General features: G+C 69.4%; 20 protein-coding genes, 1 tRNA gene and 1 pseudogene. 9 read left to right on the top strand and 13 right to left on the bottom strand.

Annotated features, from left to right (window positions below; genetic code table 11):
* The first annotated feature begins 205 nt into the window (after positions 1–205).
* Positions 206–484, top strand: a complete 279-nt coding sequence (locus tag A6A06_RS19610) for a DUF6355 family natural product biosynthesis protein (RefSeq protein WP_073762590.1) — start codon at positions 206–208, stop codon at positions 482–484.
* 202 nt (positions 485–686) lie between these two features.
* Here A6A06_RS19610 and A6A06_RS19605 read toward each other — a convergent pair whose 3' ends face one another.
* On the bottom strand, positions 687–1,904 hold the full coding sequence (locus tag A6A06_RS19605; RefSeq protein ID WP_079194148.1) for a glycosyltransferase: 1,218 nt from the start codon (positions 1,902–1,904) through the stop codon (positions 687–689).
* Positions 1,904–4,798, bottom strand: coding sequence for a CDP-glycerol glycerophosphotransferase family protein (locus tag A6A06_RS19600; protein WP_073762589.1), 2,895 nt, complete (start codon positions 4,796–4,798; stop codon positions 1,904–1,906). Before A6A06_RS19600 ends, A6A06_RS19605 begins: the two co-directional genes overlap by 1 nt.
* A gap of 520 nt (positions 4,799–5,318) precedes the next feature.
* Here A6A06_RS19600 and A6A06_RS19595 point away from each other — a divergent pair.
* On the top strand, positions 5,319–6,026 hold the full coding sequence (locus tag A6A06_RS19595; protein WP_073762588.1) for a lysophospholipid acyltransferase family protein: 708 nt from the start codon (positions 5,319–5,321) through the stop codon (positions 6,024–6,026).
* 96 nt (positions 6,027–6,122) lie between these two features.
* A pseudogene (locus A6A06_RS19590) lies at positions 6,123–6,485 on the top strand (VOC family protein); the annotation flags it as partial.
* Between the two features lie 255 nt (positions 6,486–6,740).
* On the opposite strand, the gene A6A06_RS41820 reads toward A6A06_RS19590, so the two are convergent.
* On the bottom strand, positions 6,741–7,097 hold the full coding sequence (locus A6A06_RS41820; RefSeq protein ID WP_073762587.1) for a hypothetical protein: 357 nt from the start codon (positions 7,095–7,097) through the stop codon (positions 6,741–6,743).
* Between the two features lie 179 nt (positions 7,098–7,276).
* On the opposite strand from A6A06_RS41820, the gene A6A06_RS19580 reads away from it, so the two are divergent.
* Positions 7,277–7,558 carry a GntR family transcriptional regulator gene (locus A6A06_RS19580; RefSeq protein WP_073762586.1) on the top strand — a complete coding sequence of 94 codons (282 nt, stop codon included), beginning with the start codon at positions 7,277–7,279 and terminating at the stop codon, positions 7,556–7,558.
* A gap of 108 nt (positions 7,559–7,666) precedes the next feature.
* On the opposite strand, the gene A6A06_RS43955 is transcribed toward A6A06_RS19580, so the two are convergent.
* The 10 genes from A6A06_RS43955 to A6A06_RS19520 all read right to left on the bottom strand — a co-directional run bounded on the left by A6A06_RS43955 (position 7,667) and on the right by A6A06_RS19520 (position 17,323).
* Complete coding sequence (locus A6A06_RS43955; protein ID WP_073762585.1) at positions 7,667–7,894, bottom strand: DUF7848 domain-containing protein; 228 nt, start codon at positions 7,892–7,894, stop codon at positions 7,667–7,669.
* Positions 7,895–8,249: 355 nt separating this feature from the next.
* Positions 8,250–9,098: a helix-turn-helix domain-containing protein gene (locus tag A6A06_RS19565; protein ID WP_073762583.1), complete on the bottom strand. Its 849-nt coding sequence runs from the start codon at positions 9,096–9,098 to the stop codon at positions 8,250–8,252.
* A gap of 6 nt (positions 9,099–9,104) precedes the next feature.
* Entirely contained in the window at positions 9,105–9,617 is a 513-nt protein-coding gene (locus A6A06_RS19560) for a DUF6879 family protein (RefSeq protein ID WP_073762582.1), read from the bottom strand.
* Positions 9,618–9,621: 4 nt separating this feature from the next.
* A complete protein-coding gene (locus A6A06_RS19555; RefSeq protein ID WP_073762581.1) occupies positions 9,622–9,864 on the bottom strand; it encodes a hypothetical protein in 243 nt (80 codons plus the stop codon).
* Positions 9,865–10,015: 151 nt separating this feature from the next.
* Positions 10,016–10,951, bottom strand: coding sequence for a major capsid protein (locus A6A06_RS19550; protein WP_073762580.1), 936 nt, complete (start codon positions 10,949–10,951; stop codon positions 10,016–10,018).
* 813 nt (positions 10,952–11,764) lie between these two features.
* Positions 11,765–12,082 (bottom strand): HNH endonuclease, encoded by a 318-nt coding sequence (locus A6A06_RS19540; RefSeq protein WP_242440887.1) that lies wholly within the window; start codon positions 12,080–12,082, stop codon positions 11,765–11,767.
* 236 nt (positions 12,083–12,318) lie between these two features.
* A tRNA-Leu gene (locus A6A06_RS19535) sits at positions 12,319–12,395 on the bottom strand.
* A 482-nt stretch (positions 12,396–12,877) separates the two neighbouring features.
* The gene (locus tag A6A06_RS19530; protein WP_073762578.1) at positions 12,878–14,593 is read right to left on the bottom strand and encodes a recombinase family protein; all 1,716 of its coding nucleotides are present in this window, start codon (positions 14,591–14,593) and stop codon (positions 12,878–12,880) included.
* A gap of 230 nt (positions 14,594–14,823) precedes the next feature.
* Positions 14,824–15,561 (bottom strand): SDR family oxidoreductase, encoded by a 738-nt coding sequence (locus A6A06_RS19525; RefSeq protein WP_073763234.1) that lies wholly within the window; start codon positions 15,559–15,561, stop codon positions 14,824–14,826.
* Positions 15,562–15,733: 172 nt separating this feature from the next.
* Complete coding sequence (locus tag A6A06_RS19520; protein ID WP_073762577.1) at positions 15,734–17,323, bottom strand: alpha/beta hydrolase; 1,590 nt, start codon at positions 17,321–17,323, stop codon at positions 15,734–15,736.
* 306 nt (positions 17,324–17,629) lie between these two features.
* Here A6A06_RS19520 and A6A06_RS19515 point away from each other — a divergent pair, with 306 nt between their 5' ends.
* From A6A06_RS19515 to A6A06_RS19495, 5 genes are all read left to right on the top strand, one after another.
* Positions 17,630–18,304, top strand: a complete 675-nt coding sequence (locus tag A6A06_RS19515; RefSeq protein ID WP_073762576.1) for a histone deacetylase — start codon at positions 17,630–17,632, stop codon at positions 18,302–18,304.
* Between the two features lie 266 nt (positions 18,305–18,570).
* Complete coding sequence (locus A6A06_RS19510) at positions 18,571–19,887, top strand: MFS transporter (protein WP_073762575.1); 1,317 nt, start codon at positions 18,571–18,573, stop codon at positions 19,885–19,887.
* A gap of 308 nt (positions 19,888–20,195) precedes the next feature.
* Positions 20,196–21,752 (top strand): non-ribosomal peptide synthetase, encoded by a 1,557-nt coding sequence (locus A6A06_RS19505; protein WP_242440830.1) that lies wholly within the window; start codon positions 20,196–20,198, stop codon positions 21,750–21,752.
* 138 nt (positions 21,753–21,890) lie between these two features.
* Positions 21,891–25,109 carry a non-ribosomal peptide synthetase gene (locus A6A06_RS19500; RefSeq protein ID WP_073762574.1) on the top strand — a complete coding sequence of 1,073 codons (3,219 nt, stop codon included), beginning with the start codon at positions 21,891–21,893 and terminating at the stop codon, positions 25,107–25,109.
* Positions 25,106–26,266, top strand: a complete 1,161-nt coding sequence (locus A6A06_RS19495; protein WP_073762573.1) for an acyl-CoA dehydrogenase family protein — start codon at positions 25,106–25,108, stop codon at positions 26,264–26,266. Before A6A06_RS19500 ends, A6A06_RS19495 begins: the two co-directional genes overlap by 4 nt.
* Positions 26,267–26,335: the final 69 nt, after the last annotated feature.

The raw sequence follows: 26,335 nt of genomic DNA, 5'->3' as shown, positions 1-26,335 counted from the left end.
TAGTCAAGTTTGATTAGCAAGGGAAGGTGGGGCGCCGATGCCCGTGCGATCCCCCTCGGCACCCGAACCGGTGGTTTCCGCTTCCCGTACGAGTGAGACGACCTGACGTCCCGGATGAACGAGGTGACGCTCTCCACATGCCGAGGCGACTCCCGCCCGGCACCGGAAGGTCGACACCTCCACCACTCGACAAGGAGTCACGCATATGAGCCTTCGGCGTTCTCTGCTGGCAACCCTCGGCGCAGCGGCCCTCACCCTCGGCATGACCATCGCGGCCGCCCCCGACGCGTCCGCCGACCCCTGCGGCTTCTACGAGACATCGAGGGACGCGTATTACCACCACTGCACGAGCGACGGCTCGCGCGTGATCATCGAGGTGGAGGTGTTCGGCCCCAACTACGAGCGCTGTGTGGGCCCCGGAGTCACCTGGCTCGGCTCCTCCGGCAAGATCGACGGTGCTCACTACGTCGGCCGCACCTGCTGACCTCGCCGCACCCGGCGGGCCCGCTGCACACCAGCGGGCCCGCGCGGCCACGCCGGGCCCGCACCCGTGTCATGGGCCGGCGGGCGCCGCCGTGGGACACCGCCCTGGGACACCGCCATGGGGCCAGGGACGGCCCCTCCGGGCAGCGCCATCGCGACGACGCAGCGACGCGACGACGGTGGGCGCTGCCCGGAGGAACGATTCATTGCTGGAGGAAGGTGAAGAGGTTCTCCCAGCGTTCGACGATGGTGCCGGCGGCGTAGCGCTGGATGTTGGTGCGGGCCTGATCGCCCATGCGGTTGCGCAGGCCGGGGTCGGTGATGAGGGTTTCGAGGTGGCGGGCGAGTTCGCTGGTGTTGCCGGGTGGGGCGAGGAGGCCGTCGTGGCCGTGCCGGATGATTTCGCGGACGCCGGGGGCGACGTCGAAGGCGACGCAGGGCACGGCGGTGGCCATGGCTTCCATGGGGGCCAGCGGGAAGCCCTCGCCGCGGGAGCTGAGCACGAACACCGAGGCTTGGCGCAGCGCGCCGGGCACGTCGGTGGTGCGGCCCATCCACTGCACGCTGTCGGCGATGCCCAGCTGGGCGCTCTGCTTCTTCAGCGCCGTCTCCTCCTCACCGGCGCCGTAGATGCGCAGGCTCCACTCGGGGTGGCGCCCGGCGAGCTGCGCCCAGGCCTCCAGCAGCAGATCGACGCCCTTCTCCTCGTGCAGCCGCCCGATACTGACGACGGCCTTCTCATCGCGGGGCGAGGGGATGCCGGGGGCGAAGGGCAGCGGGTTGGGCATGAAGCCGACGTTGTCCAGGCGCTGGCCGATCCAGGCGTCGGCGTCCTCGCGGGTCAGCACCAGCATCCGGTCCACCTCCCGGTAGAAGCGCTTGACCCGGGCGAAGCGCGAGGACTTGCGGCACGTCTCGAACGACTCGTGGCTCATCCCGATCACGGTGAGCCCGGCGGTCTCGGCCAGCGCCACCCACTCCATCGCCCACACCTGGGTGACGATGACCACCCCACCCGGGCGGGCCGCGGCGAACAGCGCGCTCAGCTTGGCGGCCTGGGCGTGCATGCCCGCCCGGCGGGCCGCCCGCCGCCGGTGCTCGGCCACATTGGCCCGGTCCTTGAGCGTGCGCACCGGCCGCACCTGCGGCGGATGCTCGTCGTACAGCGTCGTGGTGGCATACTCCAGGCCCGCCTCCAGCGGCCGGGCCCGGCCCGCCGGCGGCGGCGTGATCCCGACCAGGTGCACCCGGTGGCCCCGCGCCGCGAACAGCCGCGCCATCTGATGCGACCAGGAAGTGATCCCGCCCAGCTCGTTGACACTGTTGGAGACGAAGAAAACATCCCGCGCCACCGCCGCCCGCCCCCCAGCAGCGGCGTCGGCGGAAGCGGGGGCGTCGTCGGGAAGGGGGTGGTTGCTCATCAACGGCTCCAGTGGGAGAAGAACTGCTCGACGAGGGTGCGGGCGGCGTCCCCGCGCTCGTACTCGCCGAATCGGGCCACAAACCGCGCTCGGGCCGGCGCATACACACCCTCCAGATCCTCCAGCCCCTCCAGCGCCTCGAAAAACGCCTCCGGGCTGTGCACCAGCGGCCCCGGCGCATGCTCACGCAGATCGAAATACGTGCCGCGCTGCTCGTGCACATACGCCTCGAAGTCATACGTGAACAGCACCATCGGCCGGTTCAGCAGCGAATAGTCGAACATCACCGACGAATAATCACTGACCAGCACATCCGCCAGCTCCAGCAGCGGCGTCACATCATGCAGCGCCGAGACATCCACCACCGCCCCCTTCACCGTCGGTGGCAGCGTCACATGATTGAGATAGTGCGAGCGCACCAGCAGCACAAACCGCTCCCCGAACCGCGCCGCGAACTCCTCCACGTCGAAGGGCAGCTCGAAACGGTGCGAACGCGCCCCGCTGCTGCGAAACGTCGGCGCATACAACACCACCTGCTTGTCCTCGGGAATACCCAGCTCGGCCGCCAGCGGCCCGCGCACCCGCCCCTGTCCGGCCTCTTCCCGCCGCCGAGCCCGCACCAACGCGTCATTACGCGGATACCCCACCCGCAGCAACGCGCGCTCCGGCAGCCGAAACGCCCGCGCCAGAGTGCGCACATCATGCTCCGAACGGATCAAGAACCGGTCGAAACGATCCAGCGCCGTCTGCTGCTCGGCCTGCTGCGCCCGCGTCAGCGTCTTCTGCGCCGGGGTGTCAAACCCCATCTTCTTCAAAGCCGAACCGTGCCAGGTCTGCACATACGTCGTCTGCGCCCGCTTGGCCAGCTTCAGCGGAAACGACTGGTTGTCCACCCAGAACTCCGCCTGCGCCAGCGCCTTCAGATACGGCAGCGACCACCGCCGCACCAGTGTCGCCTCCGCCGGAAACTCCCCCGGATCCTCCGCATAGGACCAGAACGCCTCGAACTCCAGCCCCTGACGCCGCATCTCTTCATAGACCGCCCGCGGACTGTCACTGAACTGCCGCCCCAGATGGCTTTCGAAAACCACCGTCCGCTTTCTGACCGGCAATCGCAAGAACACCTCGTGATACGCCCGCAGCTTCGCCTCCCCCGACACCAGCGACCGCCGCACCGCCCGCACCTGCCGGTACCCCGACTTCGCCACCGCCCCCGGCCGCCCCCGCACCCCCCGCCCGATCCACTCCCGCGCCCGCGCCCGCTGCGGGTCCCGCCCCACCAGCTCGAACGCCAGATGCCCTCGCGCCGACACATGCGGCCGCACATGATCAGCCACCATCCGCGTCAACCGCGGCCGCACCGCCACCTCCCGCCCCGCCACCTCCACATCCGCCACACTCAGCCGCGTCGTCGTACACCGCCCGTCCACCTCCAGCACCAACCGCACATCCCACACCAGATCCACCAGCCCCAGCGGCCGCAACCGACCCCCCACATCCGCCACCGCCTCCCACACGACGGCCTCCCCCTCATGGCGCACCACCGCCACCTCGAAACTCACCGGCCCCAGCCCCTGCACCGCCCGCCGCCGCGCACTGAACACCAGCCGCGCCCCCAGCCGCGCCTCCGTCCCGATCATCCCCAGCGGATTGACCACCCGCCCCGCCAGCCGCACCCCACCACCCGCCAGCACCGCGAACTCCGTCAGCTCATTACGCAAGAACATCTGCTCCAGCGGCCGCGCGTGATACCCCAGCCCCGTCACATCCAGCACCTGCCGCCCCAGCGCGTCATCCAGATGCTCCCCGCACCAATAAACCCGCCCGTCCTCCTCCACCAACGGCACCGCCACCTTCCCCGCGTTCATCAGCGCATCCACCGCCGGCACCAGCTGCGCCCAGTCCCCCCGCCCCAGCAGATACCCGCAAATCGCCTGCAACGGCTGCGCCCGCTCGAACGCCACCGGATCCAGCGTCGCCAGATACCCCGCCGACAACCGCCCGAACTCCCGCCTGAACTCCTCGTCGCGGAACGGCAGATCCCGCAGATGCAGCACCAGATCATGCTTGAGGAACTTCACATCCTTCGCCCGCCGCAGCTCCCCCAGCCCCCGCTCCTCCAGCATCGCGTCGATCCGCCGGTGCACCTCCAGCCGGTGCGCATAATTACCCAGCTCATGACGCCGGTTGGTCACCGACTTCACCGCCGCCCCCCGGAACACCTGCCAGAAATACACCTGATTCGGAATCAGCGCGATCCGCTCCGCCGCCAGATACGCCTCCGCAATGAACTGCAGGTCCTCATAGAACACCCCCTTGGGAAACCAGAGCCCCCGCTCCAGCAGAAAATCCCGCCGATAACACTTGTTCGTCGACAACGTGTCCCACACGAACAGATCCGGCAGCTCCTCCACCGACTCAAGCACCCGCGTCTGCCTGTACAGCCACCCATACCACTCATCACGCTTTTGCCCCGGCGCATCCACATGCACCCGCACACACAGCCCCGACACCAGATCCGCCCCCGTACGGTGCGCCGCCTCCACCAGATTCCGGCACGCGTCCCGCTCCAGCACATCATCACTGTCCAGGAACATCACATAACGCCCCACCGCCTCCCGAATACCCCGATTACGCGGCTCACCCCCCGCCCCGCTGTTCTCCTCCAGCTGAAACGCCCGCACCCGCCCCGGAAAACGCTCTGCCAACCCCCGCGCCACACCGAACGAACCATCCGTACTGCAATCATCAACAATCACCACCTCCACATCACCGAACGACTGCCCTAACACCGACTCCACCGCAACAGGCAACCGCTCAGCATCGTTATAGACGATGACGACTACGGATATCTCAGTCACAGAACACCATCTCCGAAGTAAAGGCCCGTCCATATACGCGCCGAACGCACCGCGCTGCTCACGGGCAAGGCAACAGGGCACATCTCAAGGCGAGTAGGAGCCCGGCACGGCACATCGGCGCGGCCCACACTCCCGGGTGACGCGAACGCCCTCGCCGGGCGCGCCAAGCGTTCGCACCACGAACTCCCCCCGTACGGAAGCCACTCCGCCCCTCATGTCCGGAAGACGGACGGCATCAACCGTTTTCTGGGACGATACCGCCAGTTGACCAACGACCCGCCACAGCATGAACGTTCGGGACGGAACGATCGGATAACGGGACCGTCCGTCACCGGATGACCACGGAGCGCTCGGGTGCGGCCGACGACCCCTCGGCCGATCGCGTGGCCATCGGACCCGCCCGCCGGAAAGATCGGCTTCCGGTCGGCATCCGGCTCCCGCGGGTGGTTACGGAATACCCGCGCCTGCACCTACACTATTTTCCCTTGCACCTCACCTGACCTGCGAAAACAACACCGTTGAGCTGGTTTTCGGAGAGTGAGGGGGAAACCCTGTGTTCTACCAGGTCCTCAAGTACGTGATTCTGGGGCCGTTGCTGAGACTGTTTTTCCGGCCGCACGTGGAAGGGCTGGAGAACGTGCCGCCGGAGGGGGCGGCCATCATCGCGGGGAATCATCTGTCGTTCTCGGATCATTTCGTGATGCCGGTGATCGTGCCGAGACGGGTCACGTTTCTGGCGAAGGCCGAGTACTTCACCGGGCACGGCGTGCGCGGACGGCTGACCGCCGCTTTCTTCCGGGGCATCGGGCAGATTCCGGTGGACCGTTCGGGCGGCAAGGCGGCACAGGCCGCGCTGCGTTCCGGGCTCGCGGTGTTGCGCAAGGGCCGGGTGCTGGGGATCTACCCGGAGGGGACGCGGTCGCACGACGGCCGGCTGTACAAGGGCCGTACGGGCGTGGCGGCGATGGCGATCAAGGCGCAGGTGCCGGTCGTGCCGTGCGCGATGATCGGCACGTTCGAGGCGCAGCCCACCGGCCGGCGGCTGCCGCGTGCCATACGGATCACGATCCGCTTCGGCAAGCCGCTGGAGTTCGGGCGGTTCGCGGGCCTGGACGGCGAACACGCCGCACTGCGCGCCGTCACCGACGAAATCATGTACGAGATCCTGCGCCTCTCCGGGCAGGAGTACGTGGACCTGTACGCAAACGAGGCAAAGGCACGGCAACAAGCGCCACGCGGCCTGTCCCGGCGCTTTCGCTGACACCGCGGTGCTCGTAAATCAACGGCGAAGCCGGGCAGTTCCCGGCACACTGAAGCATTCCTTCGGCTGACTCGCCGCATGATCGGGAGGTCCAGAATGGCCGGCAAATTCACCGAGCTCGCGATCGACTGTGCCGATCCCGCCGGTCTCGCCCGGTTCTGGTGCTCGGTCCTCGACTACGAAGTGCAGGACGAGGAAGACGGGTACATCACCATCGGCTCCCCGCTGGTACCCGAAGGCAGGAAGCGCCCCGGCCCGGTGCCACCGACGCTGACCTTCGCGCCGGTCCCCGAGGGCAAGACCGTCAAGAACAGGCTCCACCTCGACATCACCCCCACCGACAGGGAGCGGGACGAAGAGGTCCGCCGCCTGCTCGACCTGGGCGCTCGCCACGCCGATGTCGGTCAAACGGGCCAGGAAGGCTGGGTCACGCTGGCCGACCCCAACACCTCTAACTACCGGTTCTACGGTACCGCCCCATCAGGCCCCGGAACAGCAGAAAGCCCCGTCCGGCACGTGGCCGAACGGGGCTGTTGCTTGTTTGCGGGCTCTACGCGGGCCGTATGCGCTCTCCCGGAGTCGGGCCGGGAGCGAGTTCCCTCGCATGGTCGGGGCACGCGTAGATGGTTACTGGCGGGCCACTCGCACGCTCAACACTCGACACGGGGACGGGCGCGCTCGTCTTCTCGCGGCAGACGCAGCATGTTTCTTGGCTCATGCCGACACCGCCCCGGCGAGCGTGGGGGCACCCGGATAGCTGTACGGATAGTCATAGCCTGCACTGGCGAACGCTGCCGCACGGCGACGCTCCATCTGCCACTCGGCCTCAGTTTGCGGGGGCTGGAATCCGGCGACGTACGGGCGGACGAGTCGCACGTCCTCGCCGCGTAGCGGGGTGTGACGTTCGATGACGTGTGGGGGTGTCGGCGCGGGGCACGGGGTTTCCCATGCTCCGGGGGCGGCCTGGTTGGCGAGGTACGCCGCGGAGTGGCGTCCTGGCTTCAGCCGGCGGGCGGACGGGACGAGTAAGGCGAGCACCCATGCGAGGGCGCGGGCGATAGAGTCGCGCATGTCGTTTCAGCTCCCTAAAGCTGATCGGCTAGCCCCGGCGGACCGGTCCTACGCGGTTCGTCGGGGTGTTTCATTGTTGACCTTAGTCTTTGACGTCAAGACACGTAAAGGCACGTAAAGATACGTCATCTCACATGGCCGAAAGTGCGGCCTTGTAAGGGTGCCGCTAGCTTCGGGGCATGGACTACGGCCCCGATGACGAGATCGAGCGCGACGCGCCCGAGCCCCCGTTTCAGCAGCTCGCAGGAATCCTCCGAGCGCGCATTGAACGTGGGGACTGGAAGCCGCGCCGCCCGATCGCGTCGGAGGCACGACTGTGTGAAGAGTTCGGTCTGTCCCGGCCGACCGTTCGCCGGGCGATCGCCGCCCTGGTGGAGGAGAACGTTCTGTTCGTTGTGCCTCAGCGGGGCACCTATGTACAGGTGGACGACACCCCTCGCGCTGATAGCAGCGAGGACTAGAAAGCCCCGCCCGAGCGCCATCGGGGGCAGCGCGCGAGCGGGGCGGTCGGTGGTGTCGCTCTCCCCGTTGATGCAGGCAGGTCCGGGACCTGGCGAGCCGACCCTCGTCTATCCGGCGCGAGTCACACGAGCGTGATCGGAAAATGTGCGACGGAACAGATCGTGCCCAGTGCGCCCGGTGTGCCGCAGCGCCCAGTCCTGAGCCTCGTCGGGGTCGTCCCGCAGGCCGGATTCCTGGCTGCACCCACTCGCCAGACAGAACGCGCGAGCCTCCACCCGGAGATCCGGCACGGGACGGATGGTGTGCGCTACGTAGCGCATGACGGTACGGCTCATCCGAACGCCCCACCCGACAGTGGCAGCATCCCAGCCCCGTTGACCTCGTGCATCCAGATCACGTCAGCCTCGCCCTGTCGAGTGCGGGTGCTGCCGGATCTCGACATTCACGTCTGAGACCTTCGACAGATTGCCCTTACGTCGTGCTTCCTCGCGCTCACCGGCCAGAGCGCCACACACACCGCACCCGGGCTCCGGGTCCGGGTCGTGCCCCAGCCTGAGAGGGAGTTCAACAGGCGGGCCGGGATACGTCGTTGGATTGGTCATGGGTGGACCCCTTGCGTCGTCCTGAGAGAACAACGCTAGGAACGTCGGCCACCCACCACACAGCCGATTGCGCGTGATTGCACGCGGATCACACGAGCGAGTCGCGAGCCTTGGTGATCAATGCGCGGGCCCTGGCTCCGTAGACCGCGATGTCCGCCAGTGTGGTGAAGGTGTCCGCGTACATGGTCACTTCGCTGGGCTGCGTGATCGTGAGGTAGCCGGAGACGAGTTCTACGTTGACTTGGGCCGTGTCGAAGATCCAGAAGCCCTCCACCGGCGCTCGCTCCCGCCCCAGACGGGTGGGGACCACGCCGACACTGACATTGGGCAGCGCGGCGACAGCCAGCAGGTGGTCAAGCTGTTCCGCCTGCGTGTCAGCGTCACCGAGACCATTGCTCAGCACCGACTCCTCGACCAGGAACGCAAAACGTCGTCGCCCCTCGTACACGACACGCTGCCGCTCCATCCGCGCGGCAACCGCATCCGCCACATCGTCGAACTGCACGCGCCTTCGCTGGACGGCACGCAACACGTCTTCCGTGTACCCGTACGTCTGGATCAGCCCCGGCACCAGGCTCGGCGAGTAGGCACGGAACCAGCGGGTGCGCTCGTACAGCGGCAAGCGGGCTTCCTGGGCACGCCGCAGCCCCGTTCGTTCCATCCGACGCCACGAGACCCACATGCCCTCGACAGCCCGCAGCGAGGCAACCAGGTCTTCCGCCTCACCCTGCGCGCTACAGGCCCGGCACCACTCCCGGATGTCGTCCGCCGAGGGCGTGGTCTTCGCGGTGGAGATACGGGACACCTTGGACGGATGCCAACCGCACGCCGCAGCGAGGCTCTTGCCATCCAACCCGGCGTCCGTGCACAGCTCCCGCAGGCGATTGGCAAGGGCTTGCCGGGCTTGCTGAACACTTGACGATCCTGAGACGGACATGGTGGGTCAGGCCGGCTTGTACTCCTCGTGGGGGGTCGCTCGTTCCCACACCGCCTCAAAGGCCGTACTGACCAGGTCCACGACAGCGGGCTCCGTGCGCCATTCCCGATCAACTACCTCGCCGACCCCGGAAAAGTACGTGAACAGCACCGACGACCCATCGAACATCCACAAGTCAGTCCCAGGAAGCGGGATGCCAGCCGCACTGCGCCGGGGAAGCCAGCGGACCAGTTCGCCCGCTGCCACGTTGGGGAACGTCACGTCGTACTCGTACTTGATGTAGTCCGTCACGGGCTCCGACACGATGCGCGCCCGACGCATCGCGACCCCGCGCCCGGTCGTCTCGACCACCACGTCGAGGAATGGGCGCCACCAGGACGACCGGTCCGCGGGATCAAGGCGCTTGCCGTTCTGCCAAGCGATGAACTCGGGGTCGCCGGGCTGGTAGGCGTCGCGCATCTCCAGGTGCACGGCGGAGTGCCGGGCCGTCGCCAGTCCCTCAAGTACGGGGTTCGTCATCGTCCTACTCGCTGTCGTGAGGGGGCAGGTACTGCCGCATGACCTTCGGGAAGCGGATGATCACCTCATGCTCCGGCACGTCGGTGGAGTGACCGGGAATCGAACCGATCTCCTGGCACGCCTTCACCTCTGCCTCCGTGGCCCTGTACGACTGGATCAGCAGATCGCCCGACTCTTCATCGAGCCAGATGGTCGGCGAGTCGGTGTCCGGGGTGTTCGGGATGATCCCCAGGAAACGCAAGCGCATGGTCTCTCCCTGAGTCGATCCAATTGCACTTGATTGCACGACGATCGCCCTCTCTGCGGAACCCGTCAAGAGGGCCAGCCAGGGAACGGCACAAGCCCCCGCACCCGCCGCCCCGGTGAGGGGAGGCGAGCACGGGGGCTCTGTTTTGTGATCAGCCGTTCAGTACGCCTGTGAGGCGCGCGGCAGCCTTGCCGCCGAACACGGCAAGCCCGCAGTAGAAATCGATGCGAGTGCGGTAGACGGGCTTGTCGTGCGACTCACCGAGATCGGTTACCTGCACGCCGCCGTTGGTCAGGCCGGAGACTCCGGCATCCGCTTCGGTGGTCCCGAAGCGGACAGCGTAGATGTCGCCGGTCTGCTTCCCGCCCGTGCCGGTGGTCAGCGGCAGTACGTCCGTGCCGTCCAGCCTGTGCCCGGCGTCCAGGAGCGGGATGCCCTTCCACATGGGGGTGCGTTTGCCGGCGATCACCTCGGTAAAGAGTTCGCCACCACCAAGCCGGCGGAACCCCGACTCAATCTTGGCCCGGATCGCTGCGTTCATGTACAGCGCACCATTGGCGCTGGTGATACCGCGCACCTGTCCGATCGCTGCATCCAAAGTGTCGAAGAAGTCATGTCCGTTGACGATTGGCCCGGCACTCTTGGAATCAAGGACCTGACTGCCGGTAAGCCGCTTCCGCAGGCCGTCGAAGCCCTTCGGGTTCACCTCGACATCTCCGTTGAAGAACTGGTCCGCGAAATGGATGGAGGCGGATTTCACCTTCATCGTGGTCTGAATTGCTCGCTGGTCGTTGAGGTTTCCCCGGGTCTGAACGATGAACTTGTCCACGTCAGCGTCCCCGCCGAGGATGGCCAGTGTCTCGATCCGCTGGTTGAGCGCTCCCGTGCTCTCAGGGTACGCCTCGTTGACCGCACGGAAAGACACGCCGGGCAGAGTGGATTCCTCATTGTATCGGTAGGCGTTTCCCACGACCTGTATGAGCGGAAGCCGATCCAAGATCGGCGATTCCTGCACGAATGTTTCGACAACGCCGCGCTGCAAATCGTCCTGAGAGAGCTTGGCGGACTCGGTGAGTGTGAGAGACATGAACTTACCTCCATGAGAATTGGTCGGGATTGATTGTCAGATGCGTACGGAATGAATTTGACAGTGCACATGACCCGCAAGAATGCCTCAATCAGCCATGCGAGTTTTTTGCCTCCCTGCCGATCTTCCGAGGGAGGGGGCGGGGGTACCCGCCTGGTAGAATCACTGCGAATTTGAGCGCTTTTCGGCTGCCCAACCGCCCGGTTGCCTCTGTGCCGTCTCGCGGTTGTGACACTGCGTGCACAGCGGACGCAGATGCGACCACGCGTCCGGATCGGCAACCCCTTCAGCAACCAATTCCCGCCTGTTCAAAGGGAAATGGTCAGCGACTGTCGCCGTACGGCTGCACAGCACGCACCACGGATGGCGGTACAGGTAGCGGGCTCGGATGCGCTGCCACCGTGTCCCGTAGCCCCGCTCCGCAGACGAGCCACGCAACCGGTTCGCCTCACGCTCATGGGCATCACAGCGCCCACCACTGGTCAGCTCGGGGCACCCCGGTGTCGGGCAGGGGGTACGGGGCTTACGGGGCAGGGGGCGTCTCCAGGTGGCGGGGTAGCTGAAAGGGCGGGTAAGGGGCGGGCATGAACGAAAGGGCGTGCCGAGGGCGGGTGAAGGGCGCCTAGAAGTCGGGGCAAAAGACCTGTTCACTCCGGTGCGGGCCGTGATGGGCTGCACACATGGCAGACACACCCGCTTCCCGCCCAGCTATCGAACTCCGCTGCGGGGGACTCCACTTGACCATCCAGCGCGTGCCCGGGTGGCTGGTGGCAGTCCTCGCTACAACCACAGGTAGCGGGCTCGCCGCATGGCTCACGACGTGCTAACACCGAACTCTGTAGAAGTCTTGAGTCGGTGGCAGCCCCGGCATAGCGCTTGCACATTCCCATCCGTGTCGGTCCCTCCCATCGAGAGGGGCCGCACGTGATCGATCTCCACCACATCCGCGGGGAAGTCCCCCAGACACCAGTCACACCAGCCCGAACTGCGCTCATCCACTCGCCGGCGGAGCCGCGCAGCAGCGTCGTAACGGGCCGTTCGGCGCCTACCGCGTGATCGGCGACCACGGACACCCGCCCGCCCCTCGTACGCCGTGTAGTGGCTCTTGCAGCACCCCCGATGCGTCGCCATCTCCGGGCAGTCGATACAGCGCATGTGCGCCCCCTGTCAGTGTCATGGCATACGTTGATCGGATGACTTCAACCGACAACCCGTCCGAGCCCGCACCGGGCTACCGCCGTTTCGCTGGTCGTTGCTCCGCGTGTGGGCTCGGCCTCCAGTGGGAGGCGTACAGCCGCACTGCCCTGGTGGACAGCGAGGGATCAAGGCTGTGCGTCCCGGAACAGGGTCCGCACGTTCTGGTGTAGTGCCCGCCCCCGGACTCGAACCGGGAACACCGCGGGTCTTTAAGCCGCGTGCCTCTTGCCAGTTGGGCTAGGCGGGCTGATGTCGCCGGCTCGGACCGGTCCGGGCGTGGTGGGGGCCGTACGGGCTCACAACCCTGTTCAGCTCACTCCCGAAAGGGAGTGGGTTACTGATGGGCGGTACGGCCCCCGCAGCGTCGCCACACGACCCCAGCGGCCACCCCCGAGTAACGCGAGGGTGCGTGGTGCACGGGCAACGCTCGTGAGGGCCGGGCACTCAGACCGCCGTTACCGGATCGGTGGGGTGCGCGGTAACCCGCCCTCAGTGTGTAGTAAGGAGCAACGAATTCCCGCAGCCGTGGTCGTCGCCTCACCAGGCGGTCCCGACCCCATGACGGGATGGCGGTTTGGATGGCGTTCGGGGTTTCTCTACTATTTTTTATATGTAATGCGAAACACTCTCTAAAACGTCATACCGTCATGCTCCGGCCGCTGGCAGTCCCGCTGCGGACATGAGACAGCCTCGGCAGACGACAGGCGCCGGCCGGGGCGGTTCGTGGGGCTACGCGGCAACCAGCTCTGGGGCGGACTCGGCAAGCCGTACGGCGCTGTCCGGTGCCGGAGGACCATCTCCGCGGGTCTCGGCTGCATGGTCCGCAGCGGCTATGGCCACGGCGTCTGCGGCCGGGTCCAGTTCCCCGGACATGGTGAACGTGACGCGGGACGTGTCCAGCTTCCGCCATCCGCCGGGAGTGCCCCGCCGTACGCTCAGACGGACCCCCGCTTCCTCCAACATGGCTCGTCGGCCCGCGGTGTCTTTCTCCGCCCACTCGTCCGCGAACGTGCGGCCCGTGGGGGTCACAATGTGCTGTGCTTCGCGCTTCTCGCGACTCTCCAGATCAGCAATGCGGCTGTCCAATGCGTCCGCCCGTTCCTGCCACTCCCGTGCAGCGTGCTTGGATCTCTGGCGCCCCTTCTGTTCCTGGTGCTCGCGGAACTCAGCGATTGTGGCGAGTAGTTCGGGTTCGGGGTCGTAGCCGGGTATCTCGACAACGTGTGTTGTCTGGATGGTGCCGACCAGGCGCAGGAACTCGGCGGTTACGTACTCGTCCGTCCAGTCACCGCGTACGTTGACGGGCGCTTCGCACTTTTCGCCCCGCGCATGGGAGTTGCACTTGTACGGGGAGTGCTGTTTGTTGTCTTGCTTGTTGAGGTACATGCGGCCTCCGCACGAGTCGCAGTGGATCACACGCAACAGTAGTGCGTCCGTGTCGGACCGCTCGCGGTTGTCGATACTGCGAGAGTCGAGCACCGCGCCGATGCGGTCGAACTCCTCGCGGGTCATGATCGGCTGTTCCGTTGCCATGATGGGGTTGCCCTCGGCGTCCCGGACGGGCTTGCCCTTGTGCATCTTCCAGCCGAGCAGCGATTCGTTGCGGAGCATTCGCGTTATCACTGCCGGGGTCCATTTGAATGAGTCCTTGACGATGCCCTTGGCTCCGCCGGTCTTGCCGCCGGTCTTGCGGCCCTTCTTGAATGCCCAGTGATCGCGCGGGGTGCGAATCTTGTCCGCGTTCAGCCCCGCGGCGATAGCTGAGACCGTTGTGCCTTCCAAAAGTTCTCGGACGATGCGCGCAATGACCTTGACGGCATCCGGGTCCGGGACGAGCGTCCAGCCCGATCCGCCGTGCTCTTTCGGCATGGGGGCGGGCATGTAGCCGTAGGGCGGTTTGGAGCCGCGCCACCGGAGCACCATTTTGCGGATTGCGGCCATGGCGCCGGTAACGCGGTCGGAAATCGACTGCGCTTCCACCTGGGCAGCAAAGGCGAACATCATCATTTGGAATTCCGCCATGGGATCCATGGCGTTGCGGAAGTCGAACACGAGCCGGCCCCCGCCGATGCCCTCGGCAAAGACGAGCATCTTGCGGTGTTCGCGGGCCCACTTGGCAAGCTCGTGCATGTCTGCCATGGACCGGATCGCGCGGTCAAAACGCCACCAGACAAGCGCGTCGAACTCGCCGGGGCGGGCGAGCCACTCGCCGAGCTGCGGGCGGTCGAACGGGCCGATCTTGGACGCGCTGACGTCTAGGTCCACGGCTTCGCGGAGCGCGTCACCCTCGCCGAAAATGATGTTGAGTGCAGCTGCCGCCTGGTCGTCTGCTTCGCGCTGCCGCTCGGGGCTGGTGGTCTCGTCGGTCAGTACGGACAGCCGGACGCACCGCACGCCCCGAAGGGTCTCGGTGTAGACCGTACCCGCCACAGGGTTGGGTGCCATGTCCCCTGTAAGGGGCACCGGATTCCCGCTACCAGGCTTGACCTGCGTCGATGCCACCATGCCCGCACTCCAGAACCGCTAGAACGGAGTGTTGGGGGATCCGGAGGGAAACGAATTCTGTGTCCTCGCCGCCCGTCACCCCTGACCGGAGCCGTGTGCCGCGCCGGGTCCGCTCGTGGAGGGTGCCAGGTGTGGTGCCGGGGCGGCGCCGGGCTGGTGGCGGTGGGTGGTCAGTCCTGTGCGGTGGGGCGTACGACGATGTCGCCCACGTCGACGCCGTCCGGCTGTTCGACGGCGAATGCGACGGCGCGGGCAATCGCGTCCGGTGAGATCGCGATCTTCTCCATCCGGTCGAGGATGCGGGCCTTCGCTTCGGGGTCCGTCACCGTCTCCGCGAAACGTGTCCGGACGAAGCCCGGTGACACGACCGTCACGCGCAGTTTGTCGCCGGCCTCCTGCCGCAGGCCCTCGGAGAGGGTGCGTACGGCGTTCTTCGTCGCGGCGTACACCGACTGCTGGGGGACGATGCGCAGTCCGGCGGTGGAGACGATGTTGACGAAGTGCCCGTGCCCCTGTTCCCGGAAGACGGGCAGTGCCGCGGCGATCCCGTACAGCACGCCCTTCAGGTTGACGTCGATCATCTCTTCCCAGTCCTCGACGCGCAGTTCGTCGAGGGAGGAGACCAGGCCCACGCCCGCGTTGCTGACGAGTACGTCGATGCGCCCGTACCGTTCGCGGGCCAGTGCCACGAGGCCGTCGAGGTCCTCGCGCCGCTTCACATCCGTACGGACGAAGGCGGCTTCGCCTCCTGCTTCCTCGATGCGCGCGACCAGGGCTGCCAGCAGTTCCGGCCGTCGTGCGCCGAGGACGACCTTCGCTCCGCGCCCGGCCAGCAGGAGCGCGGCCGCCTCGCCGATGCCGCTGCTCGCTCCGGTGATCGCGATGACCTTTCCCGCGACTCCTTCGATGCTTCCCATACCTTCGGCTCCTTGACTGGCGATTCCGATTCCGATTCCAGCCCTGGTCTCCGGTCCCCGGTCCCCGGGCTCCGGTCTCCGGGCACGGCATCGGGCCCCGTGAACCTGTGGGCCGCGGCTTCTCGCAGCGGCAGGTTCACGGGGCCCGGTGTGCCGTGGCCGACTACGCCTTGTTCGGCTCCGGGGTGGCGTGCGGTGCGCACGTCACGTCCTTGGAGTCGGTCTTCCCGGTCAGGAAGTAGGTGTCGACGCGGTTGTTGATGCAGGGGTTGACCAGGCTGGTCACGCCGTGCGAACCGGCGCCCTGCTCGATGATCATGCGCGAGCCCTTGAGGCGCTTGTGCAGCTCGACGGCGCCGCCGTAGGGGGTCGCCGCGTCACGGGTGCTCTGCACGATCAGGACGCTGGGCAGGCCCTTGCCGGTCTTGACGTCCACCGGGGTCTGCTGCTTCTCCGGCCAGGTGGCGCAGGGCAGGTTCATCCAGGCGTTGGCCCACGTCATGAACGGTGCCTTCTGGTGGACGCGGGTGTTGTCCCGGTCCCACTTGCGCCAGCTGGTGGGCCACTTGGCGTCGTTGCACTCGACGGCCGTGTAGACCGCGTTGCTGTTCTCGGAGGCGGCGTTGCCCGCGGTGTCGCTCATGTCCGGGCCGGCGTTCTGGATCAGCGGCTTGGCGTCACCCGACAGGTACGCGCTCCACACCTGGGCGGTCGAGGCCCACGCGGAGTCGTAGTACGGCGCGTTCTGGAAGAAGCTGGTCAGCTCGGCCGGGCCGACGACGCCACCGATCGGGTTCTTCTTGGCGGTGGCGCGCAGCTGCTGCCACTTCGCCTGGACCTTGGCCTCGGTGTTGCCGATGTGGTAGACGGCGTCGTGCTGGGCGACCCACTTCTTCCAGTCGCTCCAGCGCGTCTCGAACGCGAGGTCCTGGTCGAGGTTGGCCTGGTACCAGACCTTCTCGCGCGACGGGTCGACGACGGAGTCGACGAGCATCCGGCGGACGTGGTCCGGGAAGAGCGTCGCGTACACGGCGCCGAGGTAGGTGCCGTAGGAGACGCCCAGGTAGTTGAGCTTCTTCTCGCCGAGGCCGGCGCGGATCACGTCCAGGTCACGGGCCGTGTTCGGCGTCGTCATGTGCGGCAGCAGGGCGCCGCTGCGCTCCTTGCAGCCCTGCGCGTACTCCTTGGCCAGCTTGCGCTGGGCGCGCTTGTCGGCCTCGCTGTCCGGCACCGGGTCGGCCTTGGGTGCCTTGACGAACTCCTGCGGGTCGGCGCAGGAGATCGGGGCGGAGTGGCCGACGCCGCGCGGGTCGAAGCCGACGAAGTCGTACGCCTTCGCGGTCTTCGCCCACACCGCGTTCTTGCCGGTGACGCGGGTCGGGAACTTCATGCCCGAGCCGCCGGGGCCGCCGGGGTTGTAGATGAGGGAGCCCTGTCGCTCCTTCTTGCCGCCGGTGTTGCCGATACGGTCCACGGCGATCTTGATGGTGCGGCCGTTGGGCTTGGCGTAGTCGACCGGAACGGTCACATAGCCGCACTGGATGGGGGCCTTCAGGCCCCAGTCGGCAGGGCAGGCCTGCCAGTCGATGCCCTTCTTGGCCGCGCGGGCGGCGGCGACCTGCACGCCGCGGTCCTCGGCCGAGCCGCGGTGGTGCTGCTGGCCCGCGCTGGCGGGCGTGGCGGCTATCGCTCCGGCTATGAGCGTGCCGGTCACCAGGGTGCCGGCTGCGCCGAGCGCTGCTGTTCGTCTCACGTGGGGGTCCCCCTGCATAAAGCGCCGCGCGTGGCGGCGGTGATCACAGAGCTGCACGGGGGATCCTGTCTCCTGTCACCCCCCTCTGAACAGGGCTCACTGCCATTTCTTTACCAAACCGCAGGATTCGTTCGGCGATCTGCGGTATCGGCGGGCCCACCATGGCGTACAGCTGGCCTTTTGTGACGATGTGCGGCTTGCCGCACGGAAGGTCCGGGGCATGCGTTGTACGCGGTTGGCGCGGATCAGGAAGGTTGCGCGGCTTGTCCAGGTCCGCAGGTGATCCGCAGGTGAAAGGACGATTCGGTGCACGTCTGGTACGTGTCGTACGGCTCCAACATGCACGGCGCGCGGCTGCGCCACTACTTGACGGGCGGGCGGCCGCCGGGCGGTTTGCGTACGTGCCCGGGGTGCCGCGATCCCCGGCCGCCGGTCCGTTCCGTACCGGTCGTCCTGCCGGGGGTCATGTATTTCGCGCTGGAGTCGCTGAACTGGACGGGCGGTGTGGCCTTCTACGATCCGGACGGGCCCGGCGAGGTGTGGGCCCGCGCCCATCTGGTGACCCGGAGCCAGTTCTCCGACATCGCGGCACAGGAGATGCACCGGGCGCCGTCGGCGGACCTGGACCTGGCCGAGGTGCTGGACCGCGGCCGGGCACAGCTCGGGCCCGGCCGTTACGAGACGCTGGTGCACCCCGGCACGCTGGACGGACTGCCGCTGCTCACCTTCACGGCGCCGTGGAACGCGGGCGAGGTTCCGCGCACCCAGCCGACCGACGCCTACCTGGCGCATCTGTCGTCGGGGCTGCGGGAGGCGGGCGGGTGGGACGACGAGGAGATCACGGAGTACCTGGACCGGTGCCGACTGGGCCTGGCCGTCCGCCCCGGCACGGTGCGGCGGCGCCGGAGTTCCAGGGGTACGGAGCCGGCGCCCCGGCCGGAGGAGCCGGACCCGCGACCACGCTGGGTTCACGGCTCGTAACACACTCCGCTCCATGCGTCAGCGTCCCTTACGGGTCCCGAACACAGCGAGCCGCGCTAACCGGTCATTCGCCCGACGGCCGAAAATGTGGTCGCACGGTGAACGTTTGGTGAGGATGTAGCAGGTCACCTCAGGGCAGGGTGGATCGGAGAGAACGGACTGTTTACGACAAAACCTTCAAATGGCGTCCGGAATGCGGAACAAGCTGTCCGGAAACCCCCCGGTCGTTTTGACCCGCCCCCTCTTCATCACCAAATGTCAGCCATGTGACCACCTCACGAGCCTCCGGCAGCCGCGCCGGTGACGGGCTCCTCCGCCATCGCGACTTCCGGCTCCTGCTCGCCGGGGCCGCGGCCAGCCAGGCCGGTACCCAAGTGGCCCTGGTGGCCCTGCCCCTGGTGGCCGTCGTCGGGCTGCACGCCTCGGCCTTCGAGGTGGGGCTGCTCACCGCGGCCGAGACCGCCGCGTTCCTGCTCATCGGCCTGCCCGCGGGCGCCTGGGTGGACCGGGTCCGGCGGCTGCCGCTGCTGATCCGTACGGACGTGGTGCGCGCGGTGGCGATGGGCAGCGTGCCGCTCGCCGCCGTGTGCCACGCCCTGACGATGACGCAGCTGTACGTGGTGGCCTTCGTCACCGGCGTCGCCACCGTATTCTTCGACGTCGCCCACCAGAGCTACCTGCCGAGGGTACTGCCCGGCCCCCGACTGGTGGCGGGCAACGGGGCGCTGGAGACCGCGCGTTCGGCGGCGCAGGTCGCCGGGCCCGGACTCGGCGGCGGCATCGTCCAGCTGCTCGGTCCGCCGGTGGCCGTGCTGGCCAACGCGGCCGGATACCTCGCGTCCGCCCTGTTCCTGCGCGGTATCCGCGTCCAGGAGCCGGAGCCGGAGAGCACGCCGGGTGTGTCGCTGCGGGCGCAGGTCAAGGAGGGCCTGGCCTTCGTGCTGCGGCACCCCGTACTGCGCATGATCGCCGTGGCGACCGGGGTGGCGAACTTCTTCTCGGCGATGCTCGTCGCCGTACAGACCGTGTTCCTGACGCGGGAGCTGGGGCTGCCGCCCGGAGTGCTCGGCCTGATGCTGTCCGCCTCCGCCGTCGGCGGCCTGGCCGGAGCGCTGTGCGCCGGGCCGGTCGCGCGGCGGCTGGGGCAGGCCCGGATCATCTGGCTCGCTCCGGTGGTCACCGGCCCGCTCGCCCTGCTGTGGCCGCTGTCGGGCCGCGGAGCCGCCGCCGGGTGGTTCGCGCTCGGCTCCGGCGCCGTCTTCTTCGGCGCCGTCGTCTACAACGTGGCCCAGGTGAGCTTCCGGCAGCTGCTGTGCCCCGACGCCCTGTTGGGCCGGATGAACGCCACCCTGCGGTTCATGGTCTGGGGGACCATGCCGCTCGGCGCGCTGGCCGGCGGTTCCATCGCCGGAGCGGCCGGGCCGCGGGCCGCCGTGTGGGTGTGCGCGGTCGGATTCCTGCTCGTACCGCTGCCCCTGCTGCTGTCACCGCTGCGGAAACTGCGGGATCTGCCGGTCGCGGGAACGGCGGACGGGGCCGGTCCGGTCCCCGAGGCAGCTGATGCGCCCGGAGCCGCCGGCTGACCCGGCCTCCGGCCCCGGTCCCGGCCCGCAAGCGCTGAGCCGAGGCCCGTGGTCCGCGGTCCGGGCCGTGCTTCACCGTACGCGGCGCCGTCCGCGCGTCCCGCACAGCTCACACGCCTCACATATCTCACACACCTCATACGTCCAGTCGCGCAACGCGCACGTCCTGCACGTCTCGCATGCCGTACGCGCCACGCACGTCCAGCACGTCCTGCACCTCACGCACGTCCTGCACATCTCATACGTCTCGTATGTCCGACACATCCGGTAGGCGACGCCCCGTCCGCGGCGGCGCAAGGGAGATCATCGTGGACCCCAGCACGACTGTTGGTATCAGCACCGGCAAACCGGCCGGCACCGGCATCCGTACCCACTTCGCGGCCGGCGGCGGCGTCCGGCCGGCCGGCGCCAGCATCACGGAGCAGTACCTCGCCCGTTACGAGAAGGCCGCCACCGGCGTGAGCGACCCTGGCGGGCTGCTGCCCGTCACCGGTGCGCAGCGGCGGTTCCTGCTCGCCCGGAGGCTCGCGCCCGGCGGCCGGCCCGATGTCGTACCGCTGTTCTTCGCCTTCCCCCGCGGCACGGTCGACCTGGAGCGGCTGCGTGCCGCCGCCGGTCATCTGGCCGCCGCGCACCCCGCGCTCCGTATGCGGCCCGATGTCCTGCGCGGCGCGCCCGTGCAGCGGCTCGGTGCCCCCGAGGCTCAGGTGAACCGGGTGACGCCGCGCCCCGGGGAGAGCGCGGCGGCGGCCCTGCGCCGGACGCTGCCGGCCTGGGCGCCCGAAGGCCCGCCGCTGCGGCTGTTCCTGGCCGCCGCCCACGGAGACGCCGCCCACGAGAACGCTGCCCACGGGAACGCCGCCGCCCACGCCGGGGGCCCCGGCGCCATGGGTGCCGTGGAGATCCTCGCCCTGGTCCTGGACCACGCCGTGTGCGACGAGCAGTCGCTCGGCCGGATCTCCGCCGACCTCGGCGCGGCGTACGAGCAGGGTCTCGGCCCCGGCGACGTGCCGCCGGACCGCGCCGCGGCGGAGGTGGCCGGGTACCGGGATGCCGTACGCCTGCAACTCGACGCGGAGAAGCGCGCGTCGGGTCCGGCGGCGGTCGCGTACTGGGCGCGGAGGATCGCCCCGGCGATGGCTGAGGGCGGGGCGGGCTCGGCCGCCGGGCGGCGCGCGGCGCAGCAGGCGTCCGCGTCGGGGACGCAGCACCCGCGTCCCACCGGCGCGCTCCAGGCGCGTCTGCCGATCCGTGCCGACGACGGGCGGGCCACGGCCTTCCCCGTCCTGCTCGGGGCGTGCGGCAGTGCCGCGCGCGCCTTGGGCGGGTCGGAGGCGCCCGGACGCACGCCCCTGCTCGGCTACCCCTGGGGCGGCCGTCCCGCGGCGGCGCCGCCGGTCCTGGGCTGCTTCCTCAACACCGTCGTCCATCCGGCCGCCGCCTGCGGCCCGGACGACCTGACCACCACTTGGTGGGACGACCTCGACCACGCCGACACCCCGTTCGACGAGGTGGTCCGCGCGGCCCGGACGGCCACGGTCCCCTGGACGGGGCGGCTGGACGGCCTGCTGACCTTCGAGGACCTGCACCGTCGGCCGCCCCTGCGGCTGGGCGGCGTAGCGGGCCGGGAGGTCCATATCGACGGACGGCCGCTCCAGGCGCCGTTCGCGGTCTCCGTCTCGTACGGGGCCGATCTGCTCGTACGGATGGCCTGGGACCGGGACGCCTTCCCGGACGGGCTCGTCCACGACGCCTTCACCGCGCTGACCGCCGAACTGTCCGGCGGACCGGCCGCGAACGCGGCGGGCCACCCGGCCGTCGGCGCCGGTGAAGGACGCACGGAGGCCGCCGCTCCGGCGGTCTGACCTGTGCTCCGGTGACCCGGCCCGCACCCCTGGGCCGGCACCGGCTCCGCTCCACCCACCACCCCTGGTCCCCGCGCGTCCGACCGACAGCGGGTACCGGACCGAGCTCTCCCCTCATCCACCACCGAAGGATGGATCATGTTCGGACTCTCACCGTCCCAGGACGTCGTCTGGCTGCACGAGCAGATGCTGCCGGGCAGCCGTGCCTACAACTTCACGGCCTCGATCGACCTGTGGGGCCGGCTCGACGAGGCGGCCCTGCGCATCGCGCTGGGTGCCGCGCTCGACCGGCACGCCGGTCTCCGGCTCGAACTCGTCGAGCAGCCGGGCGACGTGCCCAAGCAGCGGGTGCGCGAGCGATGTAGCCCACGGATACGCACCGTGGACCTCTCCCGGGAAGCCGATCCGGAGGCCGCGTTCCAGGAGTTGCTGCGGACCGAGGCCGTGACGCCGCTCGACACGGCCGAGGCGCCGCTGCTGCGCTGGTGCGTGGCGCGGCTGGGCGAGCGGCACCACCGCGTCGTGCACGTCGAGCACCACCTGATCCACGACGGGCACTCGTTCGCGATCCTGCTGCGCGACGTGTTCACCGTGTACCGCGGGCAGGTGCTCGGTGAGCCGGTGGAGCTGTCGGCGGCACGCTCGTACGAGGACCACGCGCGCGCCGCGGCGGGCGCCGACCGGCAGGCGAGCCTGGCGCACTGGACGGCGGAGCTGTCGGACGCCACCTTCGACCTGCCGCTGCCCGGTCTCGCCCGGCCCGGTGCGCAGCGGCGGCACGCGGGCGGGCAGCTGCGCCAGGCCATCGGTGCCGACCTCGCCGAGCGGCTGCGCGAGAGCAGCCGCGCCCAGGGGCACACGCCGTTCTCCACGCTGCTGAGCCTGTTCGCGGAACTGCTGCGGCGGCACAGCGGACGTACCGACATCGTTGTGGGCACGGCGGTGGGCAACCGTCCGGTGGGCTTCGAGGACACCGTGGGCATGTTCGTCAACACCATCCCGCTGCGCCTGCGCCTGGACCCGGCGGCCGGGGCGCTGGAGTCGGTGGACGAGGTCACCGACACGCTGATCCGGGCGCTGCCGCACCAGGAGGTGCCGGTGCAGGAGCTGACGCGGGCGCTCGGCCGGCACACCACCGGCGCGGACAATCCGCTGTTCAGCGTGATGTTCAGCGCGCACGACGCGGCGCTCCCGGAGATCGGGGTGCCGGAGCTGGAGGTGGCGCTGTACGAGGGGTTCAACACCGGTACGACGCGCTTCGACCTGGACCTGGTGCTGATGCCGGACGACCGGCGGACGGTCGGTCCGCGGCACGGTGCCGCGGGGATGACGCTGGTGTGGGACTACGACCGCGACCTGTTCGGCGAGGACGTGGTCCGGCTCCTGTCGGAACGTTTCCTCAACGTGCTGCGCGCGTACCTGAAGACGCCGGACGCCCCGCTGGCCTCCCTGGGAGCCGCCTCACCGGCCGCATCGGCGGACAGCGGCGCACACGCCTCGGACACCTTCACGGCCGTCCCCACAGACGAGGTGCTCGACTTCACGGCCGTCCCCACGGACGAGGTGCTCGACCCGGCCGCCCGTCAGGACCCCTCCCGCCCGGCCCTCGTGGGCGGCGCGCAGAGCCTGTCGTACGGTCAGCTCGGCGCCCGCGTCGACGACCTGGCGCGTCGGCTCCGCGCGGCCGGCGTGGCGGAGGGCCGTCCGGTGGCCGCCGTCCTGCCGCGCGGCACCGAATCCGTCGTCACGCTGCTCGCCTGTCTGCGGACCGGCGCCGTCTACTGCCCCCTCTCCCCCAACGACCCGGCCGCGCGCCTCAAGACCCTGCTGGAGCGGCTGGAGCCCGCGCTGGTGCTGGCCACCCGGGAGAGCGCGCTGTCCCTCCCGGCCGAAGGGCTGCCGGTGGCGCTGCTGGACGGCCCCGCGTTCCCCGCGGCCGCTCCGGCGCGGGACGCGGGCCCGGACGCCCTCAAGGACGCGGCGTACGTGATCCACACCTCCGGCTCCACCGGCCTGCCCAAGCCGGTCGTGGTGAGCCGTGCGGCGCTGGCGCAGCACGCCCGTGCCACGGCGGGCCGGTACGGCCTGACGGAGCAGGACCGGGTGCTGCTCTTCGCCCAGCCGTCCTTCGACGTGGCGCTGGAGGAGACGCTGCCGTCGCTGCTGGCCGGTGCCTGCCTGGTGCTGCCACAGCGCGAGGTGCCCACCCCGGACGAGCTGACCGCAGTCCTGGCGGCCCGCCGTGTCACCGTCGCCAACCTGCCGACCAGCTACTTCCTCGCCGTACGGCAGGAGTTGGGCGAGGCGCTGCGGGACGGCCGCTGGGCGCCGCGGCTGGTCGTCCTGGGCGGTGAGCGGCTGCCGGTCGGTGCGCTGCGCGACCTGTTCGACGCCGTGGACGCCGCCGGGCCCTCCCCCGTCACCGTGTTCAACGCGTACGGGGTGACCGAGGCGGCGATCACCAGCACCGTCCACGAGGTGACCCGCGAGGACCTGTTGGACGGCGCCGAGGTGCCGCTCGGCGCGGAGCTGCCGGGCACCCGGATGCACGTACTGGACGCCGGGCTGCGCCCGCTGCCCGCGGGCGCGGTCGGTGAACTGGCCGTCGCGGGCGCCGGGCTGGCCGACGGCTACCTCGGCAACGCGCAGGCCACCGCCGAGCGTTTCGTGACGCCGGACGCCCTGGGCGGCGAGCGGGTCTACCGCACCGGCGACCTCGGCTACCGGGACCTGACCGGGCGGCTCTGCTTCCTGGGCCGCCGCGACAACCAGGTCAAGCTGCGCGGCTACCGCATCGAGCTGGAGGAGGTGGAGGCCGCCGCCTCCGCCGAGCTGGGCGGCCGGTCGTCCGCCGTCGTGCTCGACCCGGGCGGGCCCGCCGGGCCGCGGCTGATCGGCTTCCTGGAGTCCCGTGCCGGGGACGGTGCCGGTCCGGACGAGCAGGAGCTGCACGCCGCGCTGTCCCGTCGGCTGCCCACCGCTCTCGTACCGGCCCGCTGGATCCGGCTGGACGCCATGCCGACGCTGCCGGGCGGCAAGCCCGACCGCGCCGCCCTGGCCCGCCGGGTGTCCGAGCTGCCGTCCGAGGAGGCGGACGGGCGCGCCGCGTCCGAGGGGCCGGGCGTGCCCGCTGACCCGCAGGTGGCGTTGCTCTCCGAGGGCTGGCGTGAGGTGCTGGGCCACGACGACTTCACCGCGGCGTCGCACTTCTTCCAGATCGGCGGGCACTCCCTGATGGCCGCGCAGCTCGCCGCCTGGCTGGAGCCCCGGCTCGGCAGCCGGCCGCCGCTGCGGCTGTTCTTCCAGAACCCGGTGCTGGCCGACCAGGCCCGTGCGGTGCGGGAGGTCGCGGCGTGAGCACCCACCCCTCGTCGGTCCTGGAGGCCGACCACCGGGAACTGACCGCCTCCTTCGAGACGTTCATCCGCAAGGAGCTGGTGCCGCTGGCGGCGGACCTGCCGGAGGACGCCGACCTGCCCCCGGCCGAGCTGCGCGACTACGTACGCCGTCGCTCGGCGGCCCTCGGCTTCTACGCGGGCGACTATCCCGAGGAGCTGGGCGGCTCCGGCATGCCGTTCACCGCCGTGGTGCTGCTGCACCACGCGGCGGGCCGCAGCGGCTGCCCCCTCGCGCCGTACGCGCTCGCGGGCTCCGACGGCCCGAGCCCGCTGCTGCGGCACGGCACGAAGGAGCAGATCGAGCGCTATCTCAAGCCGCTGGTGCGCGGCGAGGCGGTGCGCTGTCTGGCGCTGACCGAGCCGAACGCGGGCTCGGACGCGTTCCATCTGACCACCACGGCCGTGCGGGACGAAGCGACCGGTGAGTGGATCCTCAAGGGCCGCAAGACCTTTGTGAGCAACGCCGACCGGGCGGACTTCACCCTGGTCGTCGCGTCGGCCGGGGGTGAGCCGACCGCCTTCGTGGTGGAGGCGGGCAACCCGGGGCTGCGGATCGGGCAGCGCTACGACGGCATGTCGGGCGAGCCACTGTACGAACTGCTGCTGGAGGACGCGCGGGTGCCGGCCGACGCGGTGATCGGCGGTCCGGAGGGCGTCGGTTCGGCGCTCGGCAACGGTATGGACAGCCTGTCCCGGGGCCGGCTGGTGGTCGCCGCGATGTGCGACGGCATCGCCGAGTACGCGTTGGAGCAGGGCATCGCGTACGCCCGTGATCGGCGGGCCTTCGGCGAGCGCATCGGCGCGTACCAGCATGTGCAGGAGCACCTGGTGACCAGCCGGGCGGAGATCGAGGCGGCCAAGCTGCTGACGCTGGCCTGCGCACGGCTGGTGGACGGCGGCACGGAGGCGCCGGAGAACGCGGCGCTGGCCAAGCTGACCTCGTCGGAGACCGCGGTACGGGTGGTGGACCGGGCCCTTCGGGTGCACGGCGCCACGGGGTGGGTGCGCGGGCATCCGCTGGAGTTCCTGTACCGGTATGTCCGGATGATGACGATCATCGAGGGGACCTCGGAGATCCAGAAGGTGATCGTCGCACGGTCCATGGGTCTCGGCTGAGCCGTCCGCCCTCCGGGGCCCGGGGGCCGCAGGACCGCCCCCGGCCCCGCCCCCTTTCGAATGCGTGAA

Source organism: Streptomyces sp. CB02923, from assembly GCF_001905005.1.
Lineage (GTDB): Bacteria > Actinomycetota > Actinomycetes > Streptomycetales > Streptomycetaceae > Streptomyces.
This window is presented reverse-complemented; position numbering and strand designations above follow the sequence as displayed.